The 16,197-nt window shown below is 73.4% G+C and carries 12 protein-coding genes; 7 read left to right on the forward strand and 5 right to left on the reverse strand.

The genetic code is table 11. The features are described 5' to 3' along the window. Nucleotides 1–23 precede the first annotated feature (23 nt). Nucleotides 24–650, reverse strand: coding sequence for a TetR/AcrR family transcriptional regulator (locus NUM_RS05525; RefSeq protein ID WP_225918350.1), 627 nt, complete (start codon nt 648–650; stop codon nt 24–26). A 76-nt stretch (nt 651–726) separates the two neighbouring features. Between NUM_RS05525 and NUM_RS05530 the strand changes: the two genes are divergently transcribed. Further along, complete coding sequence (locus NUM_RS05530) at nt 727–1,782, forward strand: hypothetical protein (protein WP_225918351.1); 1,056 nt, start codon at nt 727–729, stop codon at nt 1,780–1,782. A 67-nt stretch (nt 1,783–1,849) separates the two neighbouring features. On the opposite strand, the gene NUM_RS05535 is transcribed toward NUM_RS05530, so the two are convergent. Further along, nucleotides 1,850–3,289 carry an NAD-dependent malic enzyme gene (locus tag NUM_RS05535; protein ID WP_207123471.1) on the reverse strand — a complete coding sequence of 480 codons (1,440 nt, stop codon included), beginning with the start codon at nt 3,287–3,289 and terminating at the stop codon, nt 1,850–1,852. Between the two features lie 291 nt (nt 3,290–3,580). Here NUM_RS05535 and hflX point away from each other — a divergent pair, with 291 nt between their 5' ends. Together hflX and NUM_RS05545 are read left to right on the forward strand one after the other, a co-directional pair. Beyond that, complete coding sequence (gene hflX, locus NUM_RS05540; protein ID WP_207123472.1) at nt 3,581–5,212, forward strand: GTPase HflX; 1,632 nt, start codon at nt 3,581–3,583, stop codon at nt 5,210–5,212. A gap of 214 nt (nt 5,213–5,426) precedes the next feature. Further along, nucleotides 5,427–7,610 carry a hypothetical protein gene (locus NUM_RS05545; protein WP_207123473.1) on the forward strand — a complete coding sequence of 728 codons (2,184 nt, stop codon included), beginning with the start codon at nt 5,427–5,429 and terminating at the stop codon, nt 7,608–7,610. 247 nt (nt 7,611–7,857) lie between these two features. Here the strand turns inward: NUM_RS05545 and lexA are convergent, their stop codons facing one another. Continuing rightward, a complete protein-coding gene (lexA, locus tag NUM_RS05550; protein ID WP_225918352.1) occupies nt 7,858–8,529 on the reverse strand; it encodes a transcriptional repressor LexA in 672 nt (223 codons plus the stop codon). 970 nt (nt 8,530–9,499) lie between these two features. Here lexA and NUM_RS05555 point away from each other — a divergent pair. From NUM_RS05555 to NUM_RS05565, 3 genes are all read left to right on the forward strand, one after another. After that, complete coding sequence (locus tag NUM_RS05555; RefSeq protein ID WP_207123474.1) at nt 9,500–9,739, forward strand: LysM peptidoglycan-binding domain-containing protein; 240 nt, start codon at nt 9,500–9,502, stop codon at nt 9,737–9,739. A gap of 289 nt (nt 9,740–10,028) precedes the next feature. Continuing rightward, nucleotides 10,029–10,601: a transcriptional regulator NrdR gene (gene nrdR, locus NUM_RS05560; protein WP_207123475.1), complete on the forward strand. Its 573-nt coding sequence runs from the start codon at nt 10,029–10,031 to the stop codon at nt 10,599–10,601. A gap of 377 nt (nt 10,602–10,978) precedes the next feature. After that, nucleotides 10,979–13,756, forward strand: coding sequence for a vitamin B12-dependent ribonucleotide reductase (locus tag NUM_RS05565; protein ID WP_370466932.1), 2,778 nt, complete (start codon nt 10,979–10,981; stop codon nt 13,754–13,756). A gap of 434 nt (nt 13,757–14,190) precedes the next feature. On the opposite strand, the gene NUM_RS05570 is transcribed toward NUM_RS05565, so the two are convergent. Further along, nucleotides 14,191–14,826 (reverse strand): TetR/AcrR family transcriptional regulator, encoded by a 636-nt coding sequence (locus tag NUM_RS05570; protein ID WP_207123477.1) that lies wholly within the window; start codon nt 14,824–14,826, stop codon nt 14,191–14,193. A 58-nt stretch (nt 14,827–14,884) separates the two neighbouring features. Here NUM_RS05570 and NUM_RS05575 point away from each other — a divergent pair, with 58 nt between their 5' ends. Next, on the forward strand, nt 14,885–15,793 hold the full coding sequence (locus tag NUM_RS05575) for an alpha/beta fold hydrolase (protein WP_207123478.1): 909 nt from the start codon (nt 14,885–14,887) through the stop codon (nt 15,791–15,793). Nucleotides 15,794–15,851: 58 nt separating this feature from the next. On the opposite strand, the gene NUM_RS05580 is transcribed toward NUM_RS05575, so the two are convergent. Further along, nucleotides 15,852–16,197, reverse strand: a 346-nt coding sequence (locus NUM_RS05580; protein ID WP_207123479.1) for a YybH family protein, incomplete at its 5' end; no start/stop codon positions are given.

Here is a 16,197-nt window from a genome sequence, read left to right on the forward strand (position 1 = left end):
TGACCGGCGTGCCGGGGCCGTGGTCAGCGGCCGTGGTCGGCGGCGTCGAGGGCGGGGGCGAGCGGCGCGAGCGCGGCGCGCAGCTGAGCGGGCAGCGAGTCGCGGACCACGACGAGCCCGGTCGCCGCGCCGCCGTCGGCGGGCCGGACCCAGCGGTCGAGCGCGATGCGGACCGCGGCGGCGACGCTGGCGGCGAGTACCCGGGCGGTGGCCGCATCGCCGGTGCGCTCGCCGAACACCTCGGTGAGCGGCGATTCGATCGCGGTCGCCGCGTCCAGGTACGCCTGCCGCAACGCCGGTCGGGTGGTGATCATCAGCAGCGCGTCGCGGGCGTCCTCGCCCGGCTCGGTGTACTCGGTGACGATCGCGTCGGTGACCGCCTCGGACAGCGGGGTGCCGGCCGGGCGGCCGGCCACGGCCGCGGCGACCCGGGCCTCCCGGTCGGCGGTCACCGCCGCGACGATCGCCTGCTCCCGGCTGGCGAAGTAGTTGTTGTACGTGCGGGGCGCCACGCCGGCGGCCGCGGCGATGTCGTCCACTCGGACGTTCTCCGGCCCGTGCGCCAGCGCCAGCCGCAGCGCGGCGGCCCGCAACGCCTCGCGGGTGGCCTGCTTCTTCTGCTCGCGCAGCCCGGTGCGCCTGGTCGTCACGCCAGCATCCTCGCACAATCCATGCGCGCGCGCAAAATTGCGTGCACGCATGTTTTGTGGTTAGGGTTCGGGCCGGTTGACGAACGAGAAGGAGACGACCATGCGCACCAAGGGCATCTGCTACGACACCGGGTTTCTCGACGGCGCCCGCGACGGCAGCACGTCCCGCGAGCGGTTCGACCCCGACCTGGTCCGGCGCGAGCTGACGATCATCCGCGACGACCTGCACTGCACCGCCGTCCAGGTGGTCGGCGGCGATCCGGACCGGCTCGAACTCGCCGCCCGCTGCGCCGCCGAGCTGGGCCTCGCGGTCTGGTTCTCGCCGTACCCGCTGGACCTGACGGCGGAGCAGATCCGGTCGCTGCTGCTGGACTGCGCGCACCGGGCCGAGCGGCTGCGACACGACGGCGCCGAGGTGGTGTTCGTCGCCGGCGTCGAGCTGAGCATGATGAACCGCGGCTTCCTCGACGGTGACACCGTCACCGACCGCCTGGGGTACCTGTTCGCCGACCCGGCCGCCCGCCCGGCCCGCATCGCGGAGGTACAGGCGCGGCTCGGTGAGTTCTTCCGCGACCTGGTGCCGGCGATCCGGGCGGCCTTCCACGGGCCCGTCACGTACGCGGCGATCCAGTTCGAGGGTGTCGACTGGGCACTGTTCGACATCGTCACGCTGGAACTGATCCGGTCCGCGGAGGTGGCCGACCGGTTCCGGGACGGCGTGCGTACCCTCGTCGCCCAGCCCAAACCGCTGGCGGTCACCGGCTTCGGCACCGCGACCTGGCGCGGCTCCGGCGACGTCGCGCCGCGCAGCATGGAGATCCTCGGCAGCGATCCGGCCACCAGCGCACCGCGGCTGACCGCGGTGCTCGAGCGCGACGAGGCGGGCCAGGCGCACTACCTGCGCGAGCTGCTGGAGCTGTTCGACGACGAGGGCGTCGACAGCACCTTCGTGCACCTGTTCGCGCTGTACAACCTGCCGCACCGGCCGGACGGCGACCCGCGCGACGACCTCGACCTGGCCAGCCTCGGCGTCGTCAAGGTGCTCGACGGGAAGCTCGGCGAGACCTACCCCGGCATGCCCTGGGAGCCCAAGGCCGCCTTCGCCGCGATCGCCGACCGCTACTCCGCTTGAGGCCGGCCGGCGCTGCCCCGGCACGGTCGACCGCCCGGTACCGCCGTCGCGGTACCGGGCCGGGCGATCAGCGCAGGGACAGCGGTGCCTTCTCGCTGTCCGGGTCGGGGTCCTCGGCGCCCTTCGCGACGGCGCGGACCGCCGCCGCGACCGCGGGCGACACCTTCGGGTCGAACACGCTCGGCACGATCACGCTGGCGTTGAGGCTCTCCTCGCCGACCGAGTCGGCGATCGCCTTCGCCGCCGCCAGCGCCATGTCGTCGGTCCATTTCGGCGCCTGCGCGTCGAGCAGCCCCCGGAACACGCCGGGGAACGCGAGCAGGTTGTTGATCTGGTTCGGCTGGTCGGAGCGGCCGGTGGCGACGACCGTCGCGTACTGCCGGGCCTCCCGCGGGTCGACCTCCGGGTCCGGGTTGGCCAGCGCGAACACGATGGCGTCGGAGTTCATCGTGGCGATGTCCTTGCCCTCCAGCAGGTTCGGCGCGGACACCCCGATGAACACGTCGGCGCCGGCGAGCGCGCCGGCGAGCGAACCGGAGTAGTTCGACTTGTTGGTGTGCTCGACCAGCCACTCCCAGCTGCCACTCAGGCCCGGCATGCCGCGGTGCAGCGCGCCCGGCCGGTCGCACGCGATGATGTCGCCGACGCCCTGCTTGAGCAGCAGCTTCATGATCGCGGTGCCGGCGGCGCCGGAACCGGACACGACCACCCGGACGTCGCTCATCTGCTTGCCCACCACCCGCAGCGCGTTGGTGAGCGCGGCGAGCACGCAGATCGCCGTACCGTGCTGGTCGTCGTGGAACACCGGGATGTCCAGCGCCTCGCGCAGCTTGGCCTCGATCTCGAAGCAGCGCGGCGCGGCGATGTCCTCCAGGTTGATCCCGCCGTACGCCGGGGCGAGCGCCTTGACGATCGACACGATCTCGTCGCTGTCCTGGGTGTCCAGCACCACCGGCCACGCGTCGACCCGGCCGAACCGCTTGAACAGCGCCGCCTTGCCCTCCATCACCGGCATCGCGGCGGCCGGCCCGATGTTGCCCAGCCCCAGCACCGCCGAGCCGTCCGAGACGACCGCGATCGTGTTGCGCTTGATGGTCAGCCGGCGGGCGTCCTCCGGGTTCTCCGCGATCGCCATGCACACCCGGGCCACGCCCGGCGTGTACGCCCGGGACAGCTCGTCCCGGTTGCGCAGGTTGACCTTCGAGGACACCTCGATCTTGCCGCCGAGGTGCAGCAGGAACGTCCGGTCGGACACCTTGCGTACCTGCACGCCGTCGAGCGACTCGAGATGGTGCACCACGCTCTCCGCGTGCGCCGCGTCCGCGGTGTCGCAGGTGAGGTCGACCGTGACTGTCTGGTGGTCGGAGTCGACGACGTCGAGCGCCGTGACGATGGCGTCGGCGTCACCGGCCGCGGTGGTCAACCGGCCGATCGAGGTGGAGTCGGCGGGTACCGAGACCCGCACGGTGATCGAAAAGCCGGCGCTCGGCAGGCTACGGGTGGTCACGGATCGGTCCTCTCCGGGTCGCGGCCGCGCCCGGGGGCGCACCCCGGACGCGGCTGCATCATGTCGTCGTTGACACGTACTGCGTACTGGTGTCCGGTGCCCGGCGCGCGCTCGCCGGTTCGTACCGAACTCCCTGATCCGGACAGTATCTCTGCGCGATCGCCGTGGGGACCCTGCGGGGCGGGCCACGAGGTTCGGTCCGCGCGGCTACCGGCAAGTAGGGCGGCGTGTCGCCCGACGCACCGCTAATGGGGGTGCGACCGACGCGTTTCGCGTGCCACGATCGAGGCAATGGCTGACACACATACCTCTGCCGCACTCGACGGGCAGCTCCGGGGCGGGGCGCCCGACGACGAGCGGTACACGACCGATTCCGCCCCGGCCGGCGTCGGGCCCGGTGAGCCGGAGCTCACCGCCGACGCCACCCTCGCCGACCCCGAACTCGCCGACCCGGCGCTGCTCGGTGACTCGGCGCTGCTCGGCGGCTCGGCCCTGCCGGACGGCTCCGTGTTCGCCGACGACGCCACGACCGGCGAGCTGGAGCTCGCCGACCGGCACGCGCTGCGCCGCGTCGCCGGCCTGTCCACCGAACTCACCGACGTCACCGAGGTCGAGTACCGGCGGCTGCGACTCGAACGGGTCGTGCTGGTCGGCGTCTGGACCGAGGGCACCCTGGCCTCGGCCGAGCAGTCGCTGGCCGAGCTGGCCGCGCTCGCCGAGACCGCCGGCTCGCAGGTACTGGAGGGGCTGATCCAGCGGCGCGGCCGCCCGGACCCGGCCACCTACGTCGGCCGCGGCAAGGTCGACGAGCTGCGCGACGTGGTGGTGGAGAGCGGCGCCGACACCGTGGTGTGCGACGGCGAGCTGTCCCCGAGCCAGCTGCGCAACCTGGAGACCCGGGTCAAGGTCAAGGTCATCGACCGCACCGCGCTGATCCTGGACATCTTCGCCCAGCACGCGAAGAGCCGGGAGGGCAAGGCGCAGGTCGAGCTGGCCCAGCTGGAATACCTGATCCCGCGGCTGCGCGGCTGGGGCGAGAGCCTCTCCCGGCAGGCCGGTGGCCGGGCCGGCGGCGCCAGCGGTGGCGTCGGTACCCGTGGTCCCGGTGAGACGAAGCTGGAGACCGACCGCCGGCGCATCCGGCAGCGGGTGGCCAAGCTGCGCCGCGAGATCAAGGCGATGCGGGCGGCCCGGGACACCAAGCGGGCCGACCGGCGCCGGCACGACGTGCCCGGCGTGGCGATCGCCGGCTACACCAACGCCGGCAAGTCCAGCCTGCTCAACCGGATCACCGGCGCCGGCGTGCTGGTCGAGGACGCGCTGTTCGCCACCCTCGACCCGACGACCCGCCGGGCCCGCACCGGCGACGGCCGCATCTACACGCTGTCCGACACCGTCGGCTTCGTCCGGCACCTGCCGCACCAGCTGGTGGAGGCGTTCCGCTCCACCCTGGAGGAGGTGGCCGACGCCGACCTGGTGCTGCACGTCGTGGACGGTTCCGACCCCGACCCGGAGGCGCAGGTCGCCGCGGTCCGGGAGGTGCTGGCCGAGATCGACGCGGCGAGCCGGCCGGAGCTGCTCGCGGTGAACAAGATCGACGCCGCCGATCCGGAGACGCTGCTGCGGCTGCGTCGGATCTGGCCGGACGCGGTGTTCTGCTCCGCGCACAGCGGCGCCGGCATCGACGAGCTGCGGGCGGCGCTCGAGGCGCGGCTGCCCCGACCGCCGGTGCCGATGCTGGTGCGCGTTCCGTACGACCGGGGTGATCTGGTCAACCGGGCCCGGGAGCACGGTGAGGTGCTGGAGCTCGAGCACACCGCCGAGGGCACGGTGCTGCGGGTGCGGGTCGACCCGGTGCTGGCCAACGAGCTGACCCCGTTCGCGGTGTCGGAGTCCGAGCCGGAGCCGGCGCCGACCGGCTGAGCCGGTACGCCGGGTTTACCCCCGGCTTACGTTCGTCGACGCCGGCGGGGAATCCGCCGGCGTCGATGTGCGTCGCGGCCAGCACGGTCGGTCGACTGTGACGTTCCTCCCAGCTACCTTCTGGTAACGACACTCGGTCAATTCCCGATAAACCGTCGGTTGGTCACGGCGGGCCACCTGCCCGAACGGCGGCCGGCTCTGCCACACTTGCGCCGTGAATCTGCGAGGGCCTGTGTCGACGTTCCGCTCGCCGGGCGCGCCGCGACCGCTGCGCGCACGCGGTCGCGGGGTACTCGGGTCGCTGCTGGCGGGCCTGGCGCTCGCCGTGCTGGCCGGTGCGCCGGCGACGGCCGCACCGTCCCCGAAGCCGTCCGCGGCCGCGGGACACAAGGTGTGCACCATCTCCGACCAGCGCATCGACGCGGTCACCGGGCTGACCACCACGGCCAAGGGCTACGCGGTGGTCAACAACGCCGGCCCCGGTGAGCCGCTGGCCATCTACCAGCTCGACTCGCACTGCAACGTCACCGGGACCGTGAGCGACTCGCAGGGGCGGGGCGCCTCCTCGCCGCAGGACATCGCGGCCACCAAGAACGGCACACTGTGGATCGCCGACACCGGCGACTCGGACAAGTCCCGCCAGACGATCGCCGTCTGGAAGATCCCCGCCGACAGCAGCCCCACCCAGCTGTACCGGATGAGCTACCCGTCCGGCGCCGGCCCGGTCGACGCCCGGTCGCTGCTGATGCAGCCGGACGGCACCCCGATCGTGGTCACCTACCAGGCCGGGGTCGGCAAGGTGTACGAGCCCACCGGCAAGCTGTCGGCCACCGCCACCACCCCGATGAAGTCGATCGGTTCGATCAAGCTCGACGCGACCGGTACACCCGGCGGCTCGGTCGGCCCCGGCGCGCAGCGGGTGTTCACCGGCGGCGCCGTGTCGCCGGACGGCACCCACGCGGTGCTGCGCACCTTCACCGACGCCTACCAGTGGAAGGTCACCGGCGGCGACGTCGCGAAGAGCATCGTGTCGAGCAAGCCGGTGCGTACCCCGCTGCCGAACGAGCCGTCCGGCGAGGCGATCACCTACAGTGCCGACGGCGGATCGTTCCTGACCGTCTCGAACACCTCCGGCACCAGCGCCGCGCCGACGATCCTGAAGTACGCGCCGGCCGCCGCGCCGGCGCCGACGAAGAGCTCGGCCGCCACCAAGGGCACCAGCGACAGCGGCGGTGGCCTGTTCTCCGGCAACATCAACCTGAGTGACATCAAGGAACTGGTCATCGTCGTCGGCGTGCTCGGCCTGGCGCTGGTGATCGTCGGCATCGTCGGCATCCGGCGCGCCCGGCGGCGCGGCGGTCCCGCCGGCCCCGACGACGGGGATCGGGGCGACGACCGGCCGCGCCCCTCCGGCTCCGGCCCGGACCGGCGGCGCGGAGCGCGCGCCGACGACGTCGAGACCGCGTACATCCCGCGCGTCGACGAGCGCCGGGAGAGCCGGATGGGAAGCGAGGCACCCGACCGGCGCACCCCGCCGCCGCGCGCCCAGCAGCCGCCGTACGCCGACGAGCCGCCCGAGCCGTCCCGCGCCCGGCCGTACGTGCCGCCGGTGGAGACCTCGATGCGCGGCCGCCGGCGACCCGGCCCCGAGGACGAGCCGACGCTGCCGCCGACCTCCCGCCGCCGGCACGACGCCGCCGACGAGCCCACGCTGCCGCCCCGGTCGGGCGGGCGCGGCGGCCCGGACGACGAGCGCAACCCGCACCGCCGGTACGACGCGGACGACGAGCCGACGCTGCCACCCCGGTCCCGGCAAGGCGGCGGCCGGCCCGACGAGCGCCAGCACGGGGGCCGGCCGGACGACGAGCGCCCCCGGTCCCGGCCGTACGGGCGGCGGCCGGACGAGGCGCCGCCCCGGTCCGGGCAGTACGGCGGCCGGCCGGACGACGAGCCGCCGCGGTCCCGGCGGTACGGACCGGACGAGGATGAGTCCCGGTCGCGGCAGTACGGGCGGCGGCCGGACGACGGATCGGCACGCCGGCGCTACGAGGCGGGGGAGCCACCGCCGGCCACCCGCCGCCGGTACGACCCGGACGACGAGCCCACCCTGCCGCCGCGGTCGCGCCCGCGCGGTGGCCCCGACGGCGAACCGGCGCCACCGCGGTCCCGGCACCGACCCGAACCCGACGTGGACACCGCCGTGATCGACAAGGTCCGGGACGAGCCGCCGCGCGGCCCGTCCGGCGCGCCGCCCACCGATCGCCGCTCGCGGCAGGACGGGCGGGCCCGGCCCCAGCCTCCGGCAGACCGGGCGCGGGAGACTCCGCCGCCGCCGGGGCGGTCGCGCCGGCCGAGCGACGACGACCACGAGATCGACTGGCTCGACGACCTGCGCTGAGCGGGCACCGCGTCGGGCGCACCACGATGGCCGCGATCGCACCGCGCTGCCGACCGGAGCCGAGCGCCGTCGACCGCGGTCGCGCCGCGATTCCGACCGAGCCCGCCGCCGCTGTCGTGCCGGTCGCGTCGCGACCGAGCCGGCCGTGCCGTCATGGCCATCGCGCCGGCGCCGTCGTGCCGGCGCCCGGTCGTCCGGCTGCAGCTCCGTCTTGTCGGTGGCGCGGCCCGGCCGCGCCACCGGTGCGTCACATCCGGCGCAGCACCGTCACCACCCGGCCGAGGATGGTGGCCTCGTCGCCCGGGATCGGCTCGTACGCCGGGTTGTGCGGGACCAGGGTGACGTGGCCGTCGCGCCGGCGGTAGGTCTTGACGGTCGCCTCGCCGTCGATCATCGCGGCTACCACGTCGCCGGACTCGGCCACCGGCTGCTGCCGCACCACGACCCAGTCGCCGTCGCAGATCGCCGCGTCGATCATCGAGTCACCGGTGACCCGCAGCAGGAACAGTGTGCCCTCGCCGACCAGCTCCTTCGGCAGCGGGAAGACGTCCTCGATGGCCTGCTCGGCGAGGATCGGGCCACCGGCGGCGATCCGGCCGACCATCGGCACGTAGGTCGCCTCCGGCATCGAGCTGAGCGGGCTGCCGTCCGCCGCCTCGCCCGACTTCGGCTGCTCGCGCGGCGGCCGGACGTCCAGCGCGCGCGGCCGGTTCGGATCGCGGCGCAGGTAGCCGCGCCGCTGCAGGATGCCCATCTGGTACGCCACCGAGGACGGTGAGGTGAGCCCGACCGCCTCGCCGATCTCCCGGACGCTCGGCGGATAGCCGCGGCGCTCGACCGAGTCGCGGATCACGTCGAGGATGCGCCGCTGTCGGACGGTCAGGTCGGCCTCCGGCTGGTCCGGGAAGGTCGCCACCACCGTCGCCTCCGCCGGCGGCTCGGTCGGGGTCCGGCCGTGCCCGGGCCCAGCGCTGTCGCCGCGGCGGGCCCGCCCGCTCGCCCCGGCCTTGCCTGCCCCCCCGGCCTTGCCCGTCGGGCCGGCCTTGCTCGTCGGGTCGGCCCTGCGGGCCGCGTCGGCCAGCTTGGTCGGCGCCGCCGCGCCCGCCTGCGTGGCCGACCCGCCGTCTTGCTGCGCGCCGCGGCGGCCGCCCGCCTTCGACAGCGGGGTCACGCCGCCGCGCCCGCCGGTGCTCGACCGGCGGCCCCGGCCGGTGCTGGTCTGGTGGCTCTGGTCGGCGTCCACAACGGCATCCCTTCGGTCGGCCCCGCGGCGGCCGCGAGGCTGCGCCGACACGCCGGAACGCAGCCCGGCGCGCGACCCGCGCGGTGGGCCGATCACGACCGGAACGGCAACGCCCGCGCATCCTTGTCACCGTTGACCGTATCGGCCAACCCGGCGCGACACCAAACATGTGTTCGATAGACACGCCGACAAACTCTCGAAATCGGCCCCGCCCGCTGGTATGAATCGTACGTGCGTTCGATCGAACTTGTGTTCGATCATGCGGGCAGTCGTTCCTTCGGGTCGACCCGCCGCCGCGCGTCGCCGCGGCGGGCCGTCCGCGGTGGTGCGCGACACATGGGGGCAGTGACGAATGAGGCCGATGGTGACGGCACGGCGCAGCGTGATGCGAAAGCCGATGACGGGGAATCCGGCGGCAATCGGGAGAAATCAGGCAGTCGACGACGGCGGTCGGCCACCCTTGCGGCTGATCCAGGGTGGTGTCGCTGATCCGCGGCTCGTCGGGCGGCGCCGCACCGGGCCGGTGGCCGGTCGCGGAGCGGGGTCGTCCCCGCGCGCCGTGCCGCCACGGCGGCGGTCGCTGCCCGAAGGGTCGAGCGCCCACCGGCCGGTGCGGCTGACCCGGCGCGGTCGGCTGGTGCGCACCGTGGCGGTGTTGGTGCTGGCGGCCGGGCTGGGGGCGGCGGCGGCCAGTTCGGGCGGCGCCGAGCCGCCGGTTCGGCGGGTCGAGGTGCACCGGGGCGACACGCTCTGGTCGATCGCCGACCGGTACTCTGCCTCCCGCGATCCGGTGGCCACGATCGAGCGAATCCGCCACCTCAACCACCTGTCCGGATACACCATCTATCCAGGGCAGGAGCTGAACGTCCCGGCCGGCGACCGTTGACCTCTTCGGGTGTCGGCGGGCCGTGTTGTGGCCCCGCCTGTCGGGTTCCCCTGAGCGGGCGACAGTGACACGCCGAACTGTCGATCAGCTTGCGATAACCGGGCCGACGGAATAGCGTCAGCCCCAACATCTAGTAGTTACAGCGCTGTAAGATGGGCACTGGTTGGGGTTAGTCGCCTCGCCGGTTCGTTCCGTACACAGGTCGTCGGGCCCTCGCCGGGCAGCTTCGTGCTGCCCGCGAACGCCTCGCCGACCGCGTGGCTGCGCAGATCGTCAGGAGGTGCTCGACATGCGTTGTCCGTACTGTCGGCACACCGAGTCCCGGGTGGTCGACTCCCGCGAGGCGGAGGACGGCCAGCTCATCCGGCGGCGGCGCGCCTGCCAGGAGTGCGGCAAGCGGTTCACCACCGTGGAGGAGGCGGTCCTCGCCGTCGTCAAGCGCAGCGGCGTCACCGAGCCGTTCAGCCGGGCGAAGGTGATGTCCGGGGTGCGCAAGGCGTGCCAGGGGCGGCCGGTCGACGACGACGACCTGGCCCTGCTCGCCCAGCGGGTGGAGGACAGCGTCCGCGGCCGCGGTGCGGCCGAGGTGCCCAGCCACGACGTGGGGCTCGCCATCCTCGGTCCGCTGCGCGACCTCGACCTGGTGGCCTACCTGCGGTTCGCGAGCGTCTACCGCGCGTTCGACACGCTGGACGACTTCGAGAAGGAGATCTCCAGCCTGCGCGAGACGCGGGACGGCGGAGGCGGTGGCTCGGGCGAACGGGAAGGCCCGGCGGATCCCGACGCGGCCCGGCGCAGAGCGCCGGCCGGCCGGTCGGTGGAGACCCCGGGCGGCGCGCGGGTGCGGGTCGGCGGCGACTGAACCGCGGCGCGCCAGCGGACGACCCGGCCGAGTCGCGGCTCGCACGGGTGCACGAACCACGGGGCACGACCCCGACAGCACAACCAGAGCACAGACGACCGAGGCGAACGGACCGCGGCATCGAGCGCGGTGACCGGGCGTGGTCGCTACCGGTGCCCGTCGGCGACGACGCGTGACGCCGGACAACGCACGACGCACAGCGGCCAGCAGTCCGCCCGGCCGGTACGACGGGGTGGGCGACACGACGCGGTGGCACCCGGTGTGGGGGCCACGCAGAGGGGGAAGAGATGACCGAGGCGGTGGGCACGTCGTCCGATTCAGCGGCCGGCAGGGGCCAGCGGGGGTCGAAGAAGAAGGATCAGCGGCCCGGTAAGGGTCTGCGCGTCGAGCGGGTGTGGACGACGGAGGGTGTGCACCCGTACGAAGAGATCACCTGGGAGCGCCGGGACGTCGTGATGACGAACTGGCGGGACGGCTCGGTCAACTTCGAGCAGCGTGGCGTGGAGTTCCCCGACTTCTGGAGCATCAACGCCACCAACATCGTCACCTCGAAGTACTTCCGGGGCGCGGTCGGCACGCCGGAGCGCGAGTGGAGCCTCAAGCAGCTGATCGACCGGGTGGTGAAGACCTACCGGGTCGCGGGGGAGCAGCACGGCTACTTCGCCTCGCCGGCCGACGCGGAGGTGTTCGAGCACGAGCTGACCTGGATGCTCGCCCACCAGTACTTCAGCTTCAACTCGCCGGTCTGGTTCAACGTCGGCACCACGTCGCCGCAGCAGGTCAGCGCCTGTTTCATCCTGTCCGTGGACGACTCGATGGACTCGATCCTGAACTGGTACCGGGAGGAGGGGCTGATCTTCAAGGGCGGCTCCGGCGCCGGGCTGAACCTGTCCCGGATCCGGTCCTCCAAGGAGCTGCTGACCTCCGGCGGCACCGCGTCCGGGCCGGTCAGCTTCATGCGCGGGGCGGACGCCAGCGCGGGCACCATCAAGTCCGGCGGGGCGACCCGGCGGGCGGCGAAGATGGTGGTGCTCGACGTCGACCACCCGGACGTGGAGGAGTTCGTCGAGACCAAGGCGCGCGAGGAGGACAAGATCCGCGCGCTGCGCGACGCCGGCTTCGACATGGACCTGGGCGGCAAGGACATCACCAGCGTCCAGTACCAGAACGCGAACAACTCGGTCCGGGTGACCGACGAGTTCATGCGGGCGGTCGAGGGCGACGAGGAGTTCGCGCTGCGGGCCCGCACCACCGGCGAGGTGGTCGACACGGTCAAGGCGAAGCAGCTGTTCGGCAAGATCGCCAAGGCGGCGTGGGAGTGCGCCGACCCGGGCCTGCAGTACGACGACACCATCAACGACTGGCACACCAACCCGGAGACCGGCCGGATCACCGCGTCCAACCCGTGCTCGGAGTACCTGTCGCTGGACAACTCGTCGTGCAACCTCGCGTCGATGAACCTGATGAAGTTCCTGCGCGACGACAACACGTTCGACGTGGCGAAGTTCGTCAAGTCGGTGGAGCTGGTGTTCACCGCGATGGACATCTCGATCTGCTTCGCCGACTTCCCGACCGAGGCGATCGGTGACACCACCCGGGCGTACCGGCAGCTCGGCATCGGCTACGCCAACCTGGGCGCACTGCTGATGGCGACCGCGCACGCGTACGACTCCGACGGTGGCCGGGCCGTGGCGGCGGCGATCACCTCGCTGATGACCGGCGTGTCGTACCGGCGTTCGGCCGAGCTCGCCGGCGTGGTCGGCCCGTACGACGGGTACGCCCGCAACGCGTCCGCGCACACCCGGGTGATGCGCAAGCACGCCGCCGCGAACGACTCCGCGCACACCGTCGGGGTCGAGGACCGGCGGATCTTCGAGGCGGCCGGCGCCGAGTGGCGCAAGGGCCTCGAGGTCGGCGAGAAGAACGGCTGGCGCAACGCGCAGGCGTCGCTGCTGGCGCCGACCGGCACGATCGGCCTGGCGATGGACTGCGACACCACCGGGGTCGAGCCGGACCTGGCGCTGGTCAAGTTCAAGAAGCTGGTCGGCGGCGGCTCGATGCAGATCGTCAACCGCACCGTGCCGCGCGCGCTGCGCCGCCTGGGCTACCAGGAGGAGCAGATCGAGGCGATCGTCGAGTTCATCGCCGAGCACGGACACGTGGTGGACGCGCCGGGGCTGCGGCCGGAACACTACGAGGTGTTCGACTGCGCGATGGGCGAGCGGTCCATCAGGCCGATGGGGCACGTGCGGATGATGGCGGCGCTGCAGCCGTTCCTGTCCGGCGCGATCTCCAAGACGGTCAACCTGCCGGAGTCGGCGACCGTCGCCGACATCGAGGACGTGTACCTGCAGGGCTGGAAGCTCGGCCTGAAGGCGCTCGCGATCTACCGGGACAACTGCAAGGTCGGCCAGCCGCTGTCGGCGAAGAAGAAGGAGCCGGCGCAGGCGGCCGAGCCGGTCAAGGAGATCGTCGAGTACCGGCCGGTGCGCAAGCGGATGCCGAAGTCTCGGCCGAGCCGTACGACGTCGTTCTCGGTGGCCGGCGCCAAGGGGTACCTGACCGCGTCGTCCTACCCGGACGACGGGATCGGCGAGGTGTTCCTGAAGCTGGGCAAGCAGGGGTCCACCCTGGCCGGCGTGATGGACGCGTTCTCGGTGGCGATCTCGGTGGCTCTGCAGTATGGGGTGCCGCTGGAGACCTACGTCGAGAAGTTCGTCAACATGCGGTTCGAGCCGGCCGGCATGACCGACGACCCGGACGTGCGGATGGCGGCGTCGGTGCTGGACTACGTGTTCCGCCGGCTGGCGCTGGACTTCCTGCCGTTCGAGCGGCGGGCCGAGATGGGCATCCTGACCAACGCGGAGCGCGCCGCCGAGGTGCGCGGCGAGGACCCGGCGTCGGTGCACGCCGACGAGCCGGTGGACTTCGCCGCGATGGCGTCCTCGGCACCGGTCGCGCAGCGTCGGGCCGAGCCGGCGCCGGAGCCCACGGTGGCCGCGTCCAGCCAGGCCGGTTCGTCCACCGAGCTGCTGGAGGCGGTGCAGGGCAAGGCGGCCGACGCGCCGCTGTGCTTCACCTGCGGTACGAAGATGCGCCCGGCCGGTAGCTGCTACGTCTGCGAGGGCTGCGGCTCCACCTCCGGCTGCAGCTGACCCGCAACCGCCCATCCGCTGCCCGGAGCTTCGGGACCAGTGGTGCGGCGCGGATAACCGTGTCCCCCAGAGCGATCAGCTCTGGGGGACACGGTCGTTTCCGTGGTCTTCGCGGGCGTTGGTCCGCCGGGGGAAAGCGGCGTGCGATCGAGGCCAGGGTGGCCAAGGCCGCGGAGCTGGCCGTGTAGACGGTGCCCTGGTGGCACAGTCGGGACCACACGTCATCCCAGACCTCGGCCCGTGGATCGGCGCCGGCCCGGTCGAGCAGCGCGGGAACGTCCGCGGCGCTGCCGTAGGCGTGTCGAAGCCGCGACCAGTTCGGCATGGGGTGATCGACCCATGCGGCGCCAGGGGGACCGCGCCGGGAACGGTTGCCGTCGACGGACTCGAGCGCCCCGGCGAGGTTCGCGCGGCTCCCGCCGGTCGGGCCGAGGTCAGTCGGGGTACCGGGACCGGGCGCCGTGCAGCACCGTGTGGACGGCGCGGTCGACGAAGTCCGCGTCCGGTTGCTCGGCGCGGAAGACGACGCGCAGCCAGGCGGCGCCGGCGAGCAGGTCGACCAGCAGCATCGGGTCGGTGTCGGCGGGCAGCTCGCCGCGGGCGACCGCGCGGGCGAACAGCGGCCGTTCCCGCCCCAGCCGGTCGGCGAAGAAGCCCCGCACGTACCCGGCGAGTTCCTCGCTGTGGGTGGCGGCGCCGAGCACCGCCACCGCGACCGGGCCGGTCGGCGCCTCGGTGAGCAGTGCCAGCACGGTACGCAGCAGACCGGCGAGGTCGCCGCGCAGGCTGCCGGTGTCGGGTACGGCGAGGTCGAGCCGGCGGCTGCCCAGCAGCGCGGCGCCGACGAGCGCGCCCTTGGACTTCCACCAGCGGTAGATGGTCGTCTTGTTGACGCCGGACCGGTCGGCGACCGCCTCGATCGTGAGCCGTTCGTACCCGCTCTCGGCGAGCAGGTCGAGCGTGGCGTTGAAGATCGCCGCCGCTTTCCGCGGGCCGGACGCGGAGCCGGACCCGGACTTGTCGGGTCGCGCAGACCGGGGGTTCTCGGGGGCGTCGGTGTCGATGGTCACATACCTGAGCATAGTGCAACGCAACGTTGCGTTGTGTTTCGCGGGTACGGTCGGTGGCATGACCGGTCCGAACGGCACCCTCCCGATCGTCTTCGTGCACGGCAGCCGGCTCAGCGGCACGATGTGGGACCCGGTCCGCGCGCGCTGCCCGAGCTGCCGGAGCAGCGCGCCGGACCTGCCGGGACACGGCGCCCGCCGCGGCGAAGCGTTCTCGCTCGACGGCGCGGTGGCCACGGTCGCGGACGCGATCCGGCAGCTCGGCGGCCGGGCGCTGGTCGTCGGCATGTCGCTCGGCGGGTACGTCGGGATCGCCGCCGCCGGACGGCACCCCGATCTGGTCGCCGGGCTGGTGACGATCGGCGCGGCCGCGGTGCCGCGCGGACCGCTGTACACCGCCTACCGCTGGGCGTTCAGCACCGCCGGCCGGTTCCCCCGGGCCGTGGATCGGCTCAGCGGCTGGGGTTTCCGCCGGTCGCTGCCGCCCGCGGTGGCGGCGGCGATGACCGCCGGCGGCATCGACAGCGCCGCGCTGCCGGCGATCGCGACGCAGCTGGCCGGGCTCGATCCGGTCGGCTGCCTGCGCGCGTACCCCGGTCCGGTGTGGCTCGCCGCCGGCAGCCGGGACCCGCTCGGCCGGGACCTCGACGCGCTGCGGGCGGTGTGCCGGCGGGGCACGGTGGTGCGCTGGCCGGGCCGCGGACACCTCGACTGCCTGAGCGACCCCGACCGGATCGCCGCGCTGGTCGCAACCGCGGCCGAAACCGCAACCGCCGCAACCGCAACCCCGGCAGAGACCTCAACCGCGGCCGAGACCGCGGCCGAGACCGAGACCGAGACCGAGACCGCAGGCTTATCCGATGCCGCGGCCGAGATTGCAGACGCGGCCGAGACCGCAACCGGGGCCGGTACCGCCGGGACCGGGACCGGCGCCGAGCCGTTGCCGCCGACGCCATCGTCGGTGCCGTGACCCATCGTCGGCGGGCCCGTCGGTGCCGCCTCGCGGTCGGCGCCGAGGCGGATGACGGTCAGTGGCTGAGGTGTTCGTGCCGTACCTGCCAGCCGTCGTCGCCGCGGACGAGGATCGCCGTACCCCGGCCCGCGCCGCTGGCCGCGCGGCCGTCGACGGTGCCGGACCAGCGGAACCGGTACCGGCACGCCGCCTGGTCGTCGCCGCGGTAGAGCCAGGTCACGTCCTCGATCCGGTAGGTCTCGTCGGTGATGGTGGCGAACGTGCGGCCGATCGCGGCGAGGACCGCGTCCCGCCCGTGGTGCGAGCCGTCGGTGAACCAGTAGCTCGCGTCGGCCGCGATCAGCGGCGCCAGCCGGGCCGGATCGTGGCTGTTGGTGGCCTGCTCGTACCGACGCAGAAAG

Origin of the sequence: Actinocatenispora comari (assembly GCF_017312725.1) — a bacterium.
Classification (GTDB): domain Bacteria; phylum Actinomycetota; class Actinomycetes; order Mycobacteriales; family Micromonosporaceae; genus Actinocatenispora; species Actinocatenispora comari.